Here is a 13,113-nt window from a genome sequence, read left to right as displayed (position 1 = left end):
CAAATAATTGCTTATCTTTGCACTTGAAATGAAGAAAATAGTCTTTGGCCTGCTTGGCCTCGTGATGATCATCAGCTGCGGACGACCTCAAAAACGTCAGCCGGTGAAGAGTGAGTTCAGAAATGATGTGGTCATCAAGACCACACCGGTTCTCGACCAGGGGCGCAGCCCGCTCTGCTGGGCCTATGCCATGCTGGCTACCATCGAGTCGGAGCATCTCATGCAAGGCGACTCGGTGCACCTCTCGGTGGACTATATGGCCAGAATGCTGCTCAAGGACGAGGCCACCAACTACTATTTCAACCGCAACGACGGCAAGGTGACGATGCGAGGCATGGCGTCGATGGTCTTTGATCTCATGGCAATGTATGGTATGTTGCCCTACGACAGCTATTATAATAATGTGTCGGTCGACTATCCCGTCGTTGCCCGCACAGTGCAGCAGATTGCGCGGGCAAGCTCTTCGCTCAGCATGCTCAACGAGCGGATAGACAAAACACTCGATGAGCAGATCGGTTACTTGCCCGGTACCATCATGATGTTGGGTGCCCGGTACACGCCCATGGAGTTTGCCCACAGCGTATGTCGACCCGAGGAATACTTGTCGCTGACGAGTTTCTCCCATCATCCTTTCGGCAAGCCGTTTATCTTGGAGGTGCCCGACAATCAGATGCGCGACTACTTTCTCAATGTGCCTGTCGACACGCTCATGCATACCATCGTCCATGCTCTCAAGCAGGGGCATCCCGTCTGCTGGGAAGGCGACATCAGCGAGCCGGGCTTTGACTTTAAGCGAGGCGTCGCCGTGCTGCAAAACGACAAGGCTGACTATGACCAGCTCGACCGGCAGCGCGCCTTTGAAACCTTCCGCACCACCGACGACCACTGCATGGAACTATGCGGACTCGCCCACGACCGCCGGGGCCATCGCTTTTTTATTGCAAAGAACTCATGGGGACCGAACAACCGATTCGGCGGATTCATGTATCTGAGCTATCAGTATGTGAAACTTAAAACCATTGCCGTGTATCTCAGTAAAGACACCATGCAATATTGAAGTGCATTAAAATATATTTTTGTCAATAAATTTGGTATACAATCACGACTTAGCACTATATGCCAAATAGTGCTACAGAGGGGAAAACTACCAACCTGATGTTTACATTTAAAATCATTTGTACTCGACAAGATTACATTTTTTCGTCATTTTACCAAAATAATGATTACATTATTTGCTTTATTCCCAATAATTTACTAACTTTGGGGTCAACGTAGAGCCTACGCACTGCGCCTAACAATAAGAACAATCATCAATAATAATATAATAACCTTAATTGCGAACTATGAGCTATCTAAAATTTGAAAAAGCCCTGATGACCAATTTACAGGAGAGCCTGCCCAAGGAAATCCTGCGAACCAATCGCTCAGGAGCCTACTCATGCTCATCAATAGTAGACTGCAACACGCGCAAATACCACGGTCTGTTTGTGATTCCCGTGCCGGAACTCGACGACGAAAACCATGTGTTGCTCTCTTCGCTCGACTGTAGTGTCATACAGCATGGGGCCGCTTTCAACCTGGGTCTGCACAAATACCAGGGCAACAACTACAGCCCGATGGGTCACAAGTATATCCAATCGTTTGATTGCGACAAAGTACCCACCACCACCTACCGTGTCGGTGGCGTGATCCTCAGGAAAGAAGTAGTCTTTCAACACCATGAAAACCGACTTCTCATCCGCTATACCCTCGACGACGCACACTCGGCCACTACACTACAATTCCGTCCCTTCCTCGCCTTCCGCAGCGTCAGACAGTTCACACATGAGAACAGTGTGGCCAACAAAGACTATACAGAGGTGGAAAACGGCATCAGAACCTGCATGTATCCGGGCTATCCCGACCTCTACATGCAGTTCTCGCGTAAGGTGAAGTTTGTCTTCCAACCCGACTGGTACCGCGGCATCGAGTATCCCAAAGAGCAAGAGCGAGGCTACGCCAGCAACGAGGATCTCTATGTGCCCGGTTACTTCGAAGTGCCCATACGCAAGGGCGAGAGCATCGTCTTTGCCGCCTCCACCACGGAAAACAAAGTGCGCACACTGAAACCGCTCTTCCAGCAAGAGCTCGACGAGAGAGCCCCACGCGACAATTTCTTCCACTGCCTGATCAACGCCGCACACCAGTTCCACGTCGAAGACAAAAACGGCGAGAAATATATCCTGGCCGGATACCCGTGGTTCAAAGCACGCGCGCGCGACACGTTCATCGCTTTGCCTGGTCTGACGCTGAGCATCGAGGAGACAGAGTTTTTCGAAGCCGTGATGAAAACAGCTGAGAAAGGTCTCCGCGAATTCATGGAGGAGAAACCACTCACCGTCAAACTCTATGAGCTCAATCAGCCCGACGTGCCCTTGTGGGCCATCTGGTGCATCCAGCAATACGCCAAAGAAGAGGGTGAAGAGCGGTGCGCTAAAAAATACGGACAGCTCGTCTGGGACATTCTCTCATATATCTCTGACGGCAAACATCCCAACCTGCTCGTTGCCGACAACGGCCTCGTGAAAACCGACGGCTCGGAGCGTGCTGTCACCTGGATGAACTCTACGGCCAACGGACGCCCCGTGGTGCCGCGAACAGGATATATCGTGGAGTTCAACGCACTGTGGTACAACGCACTCTGCTTCGGTGCCAAACTCGCACAAGAAGCTCACCACGACGACATCGCCGACATTCTGAACCAAAAAGCCGGCAAGGCCAAAGACGCTTTCCTCGCTACCTTCGTCAACAAGTTCGGCTATCTCTTCGATTATGTCGACGGCGACAAACAAGACTGGAGCGTCAGACCCAACATGATCTTCCCCGCTGCCTTTGACTATTCTCCACTCTCGCAGGAACAGAAAAAAAATATCATCGACATCTGCACCAAGGAACTGCTCACGCCAAAAGGACTCCGCTCGCTGTCGCCAAAGAGCAGCGGATACAACCCCATGTATGTAGGACCACAGGCACAGCGCGACTACGCCTATCATCAGGGAACGGCATGGCCGTGGCTCTTCGGATTCTATGTCGAAGCCTGCCTGAAACTCTATAAACGCACTCGTCTGAGCTTCATCGAACGACAGATGGTCGGATACGAGGACGAGATGTTCTGTCACTGCGTCGGTACGCTTCCCGAGCTCTTCGACGGCAACCCGCCCTTCCACGGCCGGGGCGCCATCTCCTTCGCCGCCAACGTGGCCGAGATACTCAGAGCACTGGAACAACTGGAAAAATATAAATATTAATAATAGGAGGAACCAATATGAAAGTCTTAATGTTTGGATGGGAGTATCCTCCTCATGTCTATGGCGGTCTGGCAACTGCCAATTTCGGTATCTCGGAAGGACTGCACGCTCAGGGCGATGTCGACATCACGCTCTGCCTGCCTAAGCCCTGGGGCGACGAGGATCACACCTTCGCACATATCGTGGCCATGAACTGCGTGCCTATTGCCTGGCGAGATGTCAACTACGACTACGTCAAGCAACGCATCGGAAATCTGATGAGCCCAGAGGAATACTATCACTTCCGCGACCATATCTATGCCGACTTCAATTATATGAACGTCAACGACCTCGGATGCATGGACTTCGCAGGAGGCTATCCCGCCAATCTCCACGACGAGATCAACAACTACTCGATCATCGCCGGCGTGGTGGCACGATCGGAACAGTTCGACATCATCCACGCTCACGACTGGCTGACCTATCCTGCCGGCATCTTTGCCAAGCAGGTCAGCGGAAAGCCACTGTGCATCCATGTACACGCTACTGACTATGACCGATCGCGCGGACATGTCAACCCCACTGTCTACGGCATAGAAAAAGACGGCATGGATCACGCCGACTGCATCATGTGCGTCAGTGACCTCACACGCAATACCGTCATCAACCAATACCATCAGGATCCACGCAAAGTATTCACCGTGCACAATGCCGTATACCCCCTTTCACCCGAGAACGAGATGATTCCGCGACCCGACCACACCGACCGCGACAAGATCGTCACCTTCCTCGGACGTATCACCATGCAGAAAGGACCAGAGTATTTCGTCGAGGCCGCCAACATGGTACTCCACCGCACACGCCACGTACGCTTCTGTATGGCAGGATCCGGCGACATGATGGACCAGATGATCTACCTGGCCGCTGAGCGGGGAATCGCCGACCGCTTCCACTTCCCCGGATTCATGCGCGGCAAGCAGGTCTATGAATGCCTGAAAGACTCTGATGTCTATGTCATGCCTTCGGTCAGCGAGCCTTTCGGCATCTCACCGCTCGAAGCCATGCAGTGCGGAACGCCGACGATCATCTCCAAACAGAGTGGATGCGCCGAAATCCTGCACAACTGCATCAAAGTCGACTATTGGGACATCCACGCTTTGGCTGACTCCATCTACAGCATCTGCCACAACCCAAGCCTCTTCCACTATCTGCAAGAGGAAGGAAAACGAGAAGTGGCACAGATCACGTGGGAGAAAGTGGGACGATGGATCAGGGAACTATATATAAGGACGCTGGGCTGGTAACAGAGCATCGACACCCTTACCACTCCCAACCCCGCCAGCCTTACCTCTCACAGCCCCAACAACAACTCCTCACAGCCCCAACAACAACCCTCCCAAAAGGCGGAAAGAAGTGAAATGCTGCAAGAGTAAGAACAAGGGATGGCCACAACACTTAAAGGGAAAGACAGCAACACTTAATTAATAGGTGGGCTTGGTTCTGTAAGACGGTGCTCAGCACCGTCCTCCTCCGCAATCCATCATCAACATTGATATCATTCAACACTCAACATCCAACACTGAACATTATGAAAACCATTTGTCTATATTTCGAAATACATCAGATCGTACATCTGAAACGCTACCGCTTCTTCGACATCGGTACCGATCATTACTATTACGACGACTATGAGAACGAGCGCTCCATCAACCACATCGCCGAATGCTCATACATGCCTGCCCTGAACACACTGCAAAAGATGATCCAGGACAGCAATGGATACTTCAAATGCGCGTTCTCCATCTCCGGCGTCGGCATGGAACAGTTGGAAGTGCACGCACCGCAAGTGCTCGACAAACTCCAGGAACTCAATAAAACGGGATGCGTGGAGTTTCTCGCCGAACCGTATTCCCACGGCCTGTCATCACTCAAGGACAGTGAATGCTTCGCTGCCGACGTGCGCAAGCAATGCAAAAAGATGGTCGACTATTTCGGCCATAAACCTACCGTGCTGCGCAACTCCTCGCTCATCTACAGCGACGACATCGGACTGCAGGCTGCACAGCTCGGATTCAAAGGGATGCTTACCGAGGGAGCCAAACACGTGCTCGGATGGAAATCACCACACTATGTCTACAACTGCGCCATGGCTCCTGAACTGAAACTCCTGCTCCGGGATGTCACCATGAGCGATGACATCAGTCTCAGATTCAACAACAGCGACTGGGAGGGATACCCACTCTTTGCCGACCAGTATATCGACCGCATCGCAAAAGCTCCACAGGAAGAGCAGGTCTTCAACATCTTCATGGAGCTCTCTGCACTTGGTATCGCACAACCACTGTCGTCAAATATCCTTGACTTCATGGCCGCTCTTCCCAAATTCGCCAAAGGGGCAGGCATCACTTTCTCCACACCCACCGAAATCTGCAACACGCACAACAGTGTAGGAAACCTCGACGTGCCCGACACTCTCTCATGGACCGACGAGGAGCGCGACGTCAGCTCATGGCTCGGAAACCCCATGCAGCGAGAGGCTTTCGACAAACTCTACAGCGTGGCAGAGCGCGTGCGCATCGCCGACGACCCACGTATCAACCAAGACTGGGACTATCTGCAGGCCAGCAACAACTTCCGCTTCATGACCACAAAGCCCAGCAGCGTGGGACTCGACCGAGGCATCTACTCCAGCCCCTTTGACGCCTTCACCAACTACATGAATATCCTCGGTGACTTCATCAACCGAGTCAACAGCCTCTATCCGCCTGAAATCGACAACGATCAGCTCAACTCCCTGCTCACGACCATCAAGAACGAGGGAGACGAGATTGCAATGAAAGACAAAGAAATCGCAAGACTCCAGGCTAAACTCGAAAAACTTGAGGCCGCCAACGAGAAACTGCGCGAAAACGAGGAAAAGCCCAAGACAAAACCGACACACAACACACGCAAGAACGCAAGCAAGAAAGAGACTGCGAAAAAGGAAACGGAAAACGCAGCAAAAACTACAACTCCCGATACAAAAGAGAAAAAATAACAATTACTCCTTCCTTTTACAGCACTTTAGCACAAACGTCCGGAAAACGGCATGATTCCTAAATGGAAAAAATGCTCCGGAAAGATAGTATCAGCACAAAAGAGGCGACGCATCTTCGCAATGCATCGCCTCTTTTATGCTCCTACGTATAATTCTCTTATAATATTTACTTGTGTGCGCACACAAATGTTTGACATAGGTCAAGAAAAGGACATCTTACTCATAAAATCATCATAAAGTGTTGTTCGTACATAAAAAACTTTCTACCTTTGCAGCGTCAAAAGGAAACAAGTTCGTGAGAACTATAATCCAAGTAGACTGAACATATTTGTTCAATAGGTTTAAGGTTAGTAGATTGTTTCATATAGGTTTTTAGTTTTTAGGTTTAAGATTATTTTTTTTAGGTTTTCATTAGGTTATTAAGTCAGTTAAGGTAAAATTAAGATTGTTATTTAGGTTAGCACAAATCCTCACCTCCCAATGGGAGAGGTGAGGATTTGTTTTTTATTCAGCAAAGTGCTGAGCGGTACGGGCACAACAGCGTTCTCCACTCTGCCACACATAAAAAACTAATATTTTGTTTTCTCGAAATATATTGGTATCTTTGCACTAAAGATAGAATCACGATGATGGATGCACTCACCTACCTTGAAAGCCAATGCCGGCTCAGACGTAATGTGCTGACCGGAGAAACACTCTATGCTCCTACCGACATGGCCGAATACAAGCCACTGTCAGTGGAAGCACAGAACACGCTGCTGCTGATGGCCAACAGCCAAGGCGTAGATCTCACCGAACAGCAACTGCAACAATACATCCACTCGACCATCATCGAACAATGGAATCCCGCTAAAAGCTGGATGGAAAGCCTCGAACCATGGGACGGAAATGACTATGTGGGTGAATTGGCACAGCGCATCATCACCTCAAATCCTGACTGGCCGCATCGCTTCCATAAGTGGATGCTGCAGATGGTCGCACGATGGATGGGACTGACCGTGCCGCAAAACGATGTCATCGTGCCCGTCATCGTCGGACAATTCGGCTATGGCAAGACGACATTCTGCAACCTTATCCTGCCGCCATGCCTCAGACGATACTACACCGATCAAGTGCGTGTGCGCCAAATGGCCGATGTCCACGAGCTCGTCACCACCCATCTGCTCATAGCCCTCGATGAGTTCTACCAGGAAAACACCGACCAGTTGCCTGCCGTACGCTATCTCTTCTCGCGCAGCACACCCGTGCAGCGATGGCCCTACGGCACAACACGGGAACCACGGAAAAACTACGCTGCCTTCATCGCCACGACAGGCAATCTCCATCCGATGACCGACGCTGCCGGTGCCGCACATCTCTTTTGTGTGGAGATCACCCACGCCATCGACACAAAAACGCCCATCGACTATGACCAACTCTATGCTCAGCTCGCTGAGGAACTGGAAAACGGCGAGAACTATACACTCAACGACGAGGAGCGCGAAGCCATGGCTGTGCAAAACTCTCCCTTCCAGGAAGCCGATAACCTCGTAAAGATGGTCTCAATGCTCTATGCCGCACCACCAAAGGGGAAAAAAGTAAAAGCCACTTATATCGACACGATCATCGACCGGCTGATGAAGGAATATCCCTACTGGACACCGGGAGACCACGTCAATCAGGACGTAGGCTTCGCCTTGCAGGACGCTGGATTCACACGCACACGCATTCACGGACGCTCTGCCTATAAAGTCGTGGAGAAAGATCCAAGAAAGATCGACGAGAATTTCGACAACGAACCACAGAGGAAAGAAGAAGAGAACTTCGACAACAACCCGCTCGCACGAGCACTGCTCGCCGGACTGGGCGGACTGAAAAAGCCATGATGGCGGTGTTCTGCCTGCTTAAGACAGAAATACACCTCATCGTCATGCCGCACATACCCTATGGCAATGCAATGTCAAGTGCACATTATTATAATAAGGTGTCCACCACCTTAATAAGACACCCATCGTTACATTTGCCCGCACTCCTTATTATATATAGGGACATCAACAAGACATTTCATCGTTAGCAAATCATTCTTATGAAAAAAATATTTCTCTTTCTGCTGTCCTGTCTGCTGACAGTAGCCATACATGCTCAAGGTTATTACACGAAATACTATGCCGACAAAACCTTCGTCAAAGAGGCACAGAACTGGATGAACAGTGGTGCCTGGCGCGAGGGATTCACGGCTGCAAGCCCGCACGCCACAGTAAACGCCGCTGAGTTCTATACGCAATATCAAAAGAATCCAGAACAGTGGAAGGCTCTCTTCAGCTGGTTGGCAAAGACAGACTTGCTCGCCCTGCCCAAAGGACGCACGCCAATTCCCGGCTCTACGCTTGTCGCCAGTGTGGAAGACGACGTCAACCGGGAACTCAGTCTCCAACGGTCGGAGAGTCATCACCACCATATCGACTTCCAATATGTCGTGAAAGGCACGGAGCGCTTCGGGCTCATCGACCACTTCACCAGCAAGATCAACGTGCCCTACCGACCCGATGTCGTGCACTACGACTATGATCCACAGCGTGCCCGCTTCTTCGACAGCGACCCACAGCACTTCTTTCTCTTCTTCCCCAGCGACTGGCATATCGCTAAAGTGAAGACTGACAGCGGCGACCAGCACATCCGAGTCGTCGTCGTAAAGGTCGAATATCGTTAAGCCGCCGAAAAGGATAATTAATGATGAGCTTGCACAAATCGTGCAGGCCACGATAAGTCTGAATAAAAAATATATGTCTACAAAAGATACGGCACTCACGCCGATGATGAAGCAGTTCTTCTCGCTCAAGGCCAAACATCCCGATGCCTTGTTGCTCTTCCGCTGTGGTGACTTCTACGAGACCTATGGCGACGATGCCATCGTGGCCTCGCAAATTCTCGGCATCACCCTCACCAAACGCAACAATGGAGGCAACACCGGCGACACGCCGATGGCCGGTTTCCCTCACCATGCTCTCGACACCTATCTGCCGAAGCTCATTCGTGCCGGAAAACGCGTGGCGATATGCGATCAACTCGAAGATCCAAAAAAGAAACGTGCCGCCATCAAGGGTAAAAAAGGACTCTCCGAAATGGACAAAATGGTGAAGCGAGGCATCACCGAACTCGTCACGCCGGGCATCGCCATGAGCGATAATGTGCTCAACTACAAAGAAAACAACTTCCTCGCTGCCGTACATTTCGGTAAAACAGCTTGTGGACTGAGCCTGCTCGACATCTCCACGGGTGAGTTTCTCACTGGTGAGGGCACCTACGACTACGTTGAAAAGCTCCTGGGAAACTTCTCACCAAAGGAAGTACTCTATGACCGCACACGCAAGAAAGACTTTGAGCAGTTCTTCGGTACGAAATACTGTGTCTTTGAGATGGACGACTGGGTGTTTACTGAACAAAACGCCCGCCAGAAACTCTTAAAGCATTTCGGCACCAAATCGCTGAAAGGCTTCGGCGTAGAGCATCTCAAGGCAGGTATCGTAGCCTCCGGTGCGATCATGCAATACCTGGAACTTACCCAGCATACAAGCATCAACCACATCACATCCTTGAAGCGCCTCGAGGAGGAAAAATACGTAAGACTCGATAAGTTCACCATCCGCTCACTGGAACTCTTACAGCCGATGCAGGAAGACGGACTGTCGCTGCTCGACGTCATCGACCGCACGACCACGCCAATGGGTGGACGTATGCTGCGACGGTGGATGGTTTTCCCGCTGAAAGAGGTTCCGCGTATCAACGAGCGACTCGACATCGTGGAGTATTTCTTCAAGCATCCCGACTTCCGGCAACTCATCGATGAGCAACTCCACCGCGTCGGCGACCTGGAACGTATCATCTCCAAGGTGGCAGTAGGACGTGTATCACCACGGGAAGTCGTACAGCTGAAGAATGCATTGATGGCTGTGCAACCCATCAAAGGGGCTTGCCAGACGGCTGACAACGACTGTCTCAGACGACTCGGTGAGCAACTCAACCTATGCGAAAGTCTGCGCGACCGCATCGAAAAGGAAATAACACCCGATCCACCACAGCTCGTCAGCAAAGGAGGAGTCATCGCTGACGGATACAGCCCCGAACTCGATGAACTGAGAAACATCTCACGCGGAGGCAAAGACTACCTGCTGGAGATACAGCAACGCGAGACAGAGAAAACAGGAATATCCTCGCTGAAAGTGGGATTCAACAATGTTTTCGGCTATTATCTTGAAGTACGCAACACCTTTAAAGATAAAGTGCCAGAAGGATGGATACGCAAACAGACACTCGCACAAGCCGAGCGCTACATCACTCCAGAGCTGAAAGAATACGAGGAAAAGATATTGGGTGCCGATGAGAAAATACTGGAATTGGAGGCCCGCCTCTTCTCTGAACTCATCGTAGCCATGCAGGAGTTCATCCCGCAGATACAGATCAACGCCAACATTCTGGCGCATATCGACTGTCTGCTCTCCTTTGCCAAGGTATCGGAAGACAACTGCTATGTGCGCCCCGTCGTGGACGACACAGATGTGCTCGACATCCACCAGGGCCGCCATCCCGTCATTGAGACACAAATGCCACTTGGCGAGCGCTATGTGCCCAACGATGTCTATCTCGACACAGAGAAACAACAGATCATGATGATTACCGGTCCTAACATGGCCGGTAAGTCTGCTCTGCTGCGCCAAACGGCACTGATTGTGCTCATGGGACAGATAGGATGCTTCGTTCCGGCTGAGAGCGCAAGAATAGGAGTCGTAGACAAGATCTTCACACGTGTGGGAGCCAGTGACAATCTCTCATTGGGAGAGTCTACATTCATGGTGGAGATGACCGAAGCGGCAGATATTCTGAACAATGTGTCAACCCATTCTCTCGTGCTCTTCGACGAACTCGGACGCGGCACGTCCACCTACGACGGCATCTCCATCGCCTGGGCCATCGTGGAGTATCTTCATGAAAATGAACATGCCCACGCCCGTACGCTCTTCGCCACGCACTACCATGAGCTCAACGAAATGGAGAAGCACTTCCCAAGAATCAAAAACTACAACGTCTCGGTCAAGGAGGTTGACGGTAAGGTGATCTTCCTGCGTAAACTCGTTCCAGGTGGTTCGGAGCACTCCTTCGGTATTCATGTAGCTGAGATCGCCGGTATGCCGCGCTCTATCGTCAAGCGCGCCAACACCGTCTTGAAGCAACTTGAGGCGGAGGGATCGGAAGTGGGAGCAGCAGGAAAACCTAAGATGGAAAACATTGCAGACAAGAAAGACGGTGTGCAACTCAATATCTTCCAACTCGACGACCCTGTTCTCTCTCAAGTGCGTGACGAGATTCTCGGTCTTGACATCAATAACCTCACACCTGTGGAAGCACTCAACAAACTCAATGAAATCAAGAAGATAGTGACGGGGAAAAGCAAGTAAGGGGAAGCCTCACCCCCAAAAATAAGCGGCACATACTACCCCCCAGCCTCACCCCCTTACCCCTCTCCAAGGGGAGAGGGGAGTGAAATGCCAGATAAACAAACGCTCTAATACGATTAACGTGGGACAGCCTGCTTCCACGGCGGTCCGTCCCTATACCACTCCCCCCCTATCACCCGCAGAGCATTTTACTCCCCTCTCCTTTGGAGAGGGGGTTGGGGGTGAGGCTGAGAGGGGTTGGGGGTGAGGCTGCAAGGGGGCAAGGCCGCCCCTACATTGTTTTATTGTGTACTCACTTGAGTATTCTGTCTACTTTCTCAACGATGTCAAGGGGCTGAATGCCCGTCAGACAAGCATAGTCTCCGCGCCGGCATACCTTATTGCCATAGATGGAGCAAGGGCGGCACGGCAGATCTATCTGCACGGCATTGTCCTCACTTTGTCCCCAACCCATAAATCCGGCATAGGGATGCGTGGCTCCCCACACGCTCACCACAGGCGTAGCGACGAGTGAAGCCAGATGCATGTTGGCACTGTCCATGCTGATCATCACGTCAAGATGACTCATCAACACCAGTTCCTTCATCATGCCACCCAATGCAGCAGAGGCGTTCACACAGTTGGCGTGACGGCTCACAAGGTCGTCAAGCTGCTGTTTCTCAATGGTACCACCGCCAAAAAGAAAGATGCGACAAGAAGGATGGCGGCGCGTCAGTTCCGTCATTACCTTCTCCATCTGCGACAATGAATAGGCTTTTCCACGATGTGCAGCAAAAGGAGCAATGCCGATCCACTGCTGAAACGGCTTTTTGATGTTGTAGCCCTCAGGCAATTGTGACAGTCCGGCCTGCTCAGGCGTCAACAGCGAGGTAAACTCCAAATGGACAGGATAGCCCAACTGCTCAAACACCTTGGCGTAATTGTCAAAAGCGGAGGGAATGGGCTCAAACACCTTATTATTATAGGATACCAGCTGACGACGTTGCATGCGATGCTTATCAAGATGCGCAACACGATAACGGTCAAAGTTGAAACGCATCCGCAAGTAATCCGAACGAATGACATTGTGAAGATCTGCTATCGCCGTGAAGTTCTTTGCAGTCAGACGCCGGTAAAGTGCATTAAGCCCCTTCAACCCATGATACTCATTGGTCAGGTCTGCCTCCATGAATCCCACGTTCGGTGCCATGTTTTCAAACAGCGGACGAGCAAAGGGCTTGGAAAGCATGGTAATGCGCACTTCGGGATACTGCCTTGCCAAAGAATAGACCACAGGCACCGTCATGGCGACATCTCCTAAAGCAGAAAAGCGGATGATCAGTATATGTTCGGTTTTCATATTAATTAGGGCTAAGGTATCCTTACTTTTCTTTTCCGT

At 51.1% G+C, this 13,113-nt stretch carries 8 protein-coding genes; 7 read left to right on the top strand and 1 reads right to left on the bottom strand.

The genetic code is table 11. The features are described 5' to 3' along the window. Nucleotides 1–28 precede the first annotated feature (28 nt). The 7 genes from FYJ73_RS02210 to mutS all read left to right on the top strand — a co-directional run bounded on the left by FYJ73_RS02210 (nucleotide 29) and on the right by mutS (nucleotide 11,735). A complete protein-coding gene (locus tag FYJ73_RS02210; protein ID WP_154533077.1) occupies nucleotides 29–1,057 on the top strand; it encodes a C1 family peptidase in 1,029 nt (342 codons plus the stop codon). A gap of 286 nt (nucleotides 1,058–1,343) precedes the next feature. Next, entirely contained in the window at nucleotides 1,344–3,287 is a 1,944-nt protein-coding gene (locus tag FYJ73_RS02205) for a glycogen debranching enzyme N-terminal domain-containing protein (RefSeq protein WP_154533076.1), read from the top strand. 17 nt (nucleotides 3,288–3,304) lie between these two features. Continuing rightward, nucleotides 3,305–4,570: a glycosyltransferase family 4 protein gene (locus FYJ73_RS02200; RefSeq protein ID WP_154533075.1), complete on the top strand. Its 1,266-nt coding sequence runs from the start codon at nucleotides 3,305–3,307 to the stop codon at nucleotides 4,568–4,570. Between the two features lie 284 nt (nucleotides 4,571–4,854). Next, nucleotides 4,855–6,303 (top strand): alpha-amylase, encoded by a 1,449-nt coding sequence (locus FYJ73_RS02195; protein ID WP_154533074.1) that lies wholly within the window; start codon nucleotides 4,855–4,857, stop codon nucleotides 6,301–6,303. Between the two features lie 626 nt (nucleotides 6,304–6,929). Continuing rightward, nucleotides 6,930–8,168 carry a virulence-associated E family protein gene (locus FYJ73_RS02190; RefSeq protein WP_235899186.1) on the top strand — a complete coding sequence of 413 codons (1,239 nt, stop codon included), beginning with the start codon at nucleotides 6,930–6,932 and terminating at the stop codon, nucleotides 8,166–8,168. 200 nt (nucleotides 8,169–8,368) lie between these two features. Further along, complete coding sequence (locus tag FYJ73_RS02185) at nucleotides 8,369–8,992, top strand: NanQ anomerase/TabA/YiaL family protein (protein WP_154533073.1); 624 nt, start codon at nucleotides 8,369–8,371, stop codon at nucleotides 8,990–8,992. Between the two features lie 73 nt (nucleotides 8,993–9,065). Next, the gene (gene mutS / locus FYJ73_RS02180; protein WP_154533072.1) at nucleotides 9,066–11,735 is read left to right on the top strand and encodes a DNA mismatch repair protein MutS; all 2,670 of its coding nucleotides are present in this window, start codon (nucleotides 9,066–9,068) and stop codon (nucleotides 11,733–11,735) included. 292 nt (nucleotides 11,736–12,027) lie between these two features. Here mutS and FYJ73_RS02175 read toward each other — a convergent pair whose 3' ends face one another. Continuing rightward, nucleotides 12,028–13,074, bottom strand: a complete 1,047-nt coding sequence (locus FYJ73_RS02175; RefSeq protein WP_154533071.1) for a glycosyltransferase family 9 protein — start codon at nucleotides 13,072–13,074, stop codon at nucleotides 12,028–12,030. Between the last annotated feature and the right edge of the window lie 39 nt (nucleotides 13,075–13,113).

Origin of the sequence: Hallella mizrahii (assembly GCF_009695775.1) — a bacterium.
GTDB lineage: Bacteria > Bacteroidota > Bacteroidia > Bacteroidales > Bacteroidaceae > Prevotella > Prevotella mizrahii.
The sequence above is the reverse complement of the archived record's forward strand: the minus strand, read 5'-3'. Positions and strand labels throughout refer to the sequence as shown.

Bases quoted from the DNA above. Each gene is read 5' to 3' on its own strand.
- FYJ73_RS02185 (WP_154533073.1), top strand. From the start codon at position 8,369: ATGAAAAAAATATTTCTCTTTCTGCTGTCCTGTCTGCTGACAGTAGCC.
- FYJ73_RS02200 (WP_154533075.1), top strand. From the start codon at position 3,305: ATGAAAGTCTTAATGTTTGGATGGGAGTATCCTCCTCATGTCTATGGC.
- FYJ73_RS02175 (WP_154533071.1), bottom strand. From the start codon at position 13,074: ATGAAAACCGAACATATACTGATCATCCGCTTTTCTGCTTTAGGAGAT.
- mutS (WP_154533072.1), top strand. From the start codon at position 9,066: ATGTCTACAAAAGATACGGCACTCACGCCGATGATGAAGCAGTTCTTC.
- FYJ73_RS02205 (WP_154533076.1), top strand. From the start codon at position 1,344: ATGAGCTATCTAAAATTTGAAAAAGCCCTGATGACCAATTTACAGGAG.
- FYJ73_RS02190 (WP_235899186.1), top strand. From the start codon at position 6,930: ATGATGGATGCACTCACCTACCTTGAAAGCCAATGCCGGCTCAGACGT.
- FYJ73_RS02195 (WP_154533074.1), top strand. From the start codon at position 4,855: ATGAAAACCATTTGTCTATATTTCGAAATACATCAGATCGTACATCTG.
- FYJ73_RS02210 (WP_154533077.1), top strand. From the start codon at position 29: ATGAAGAAAATAGTCTTTGGCCTGCTTGGCCTCGTGATGATCATCAGC.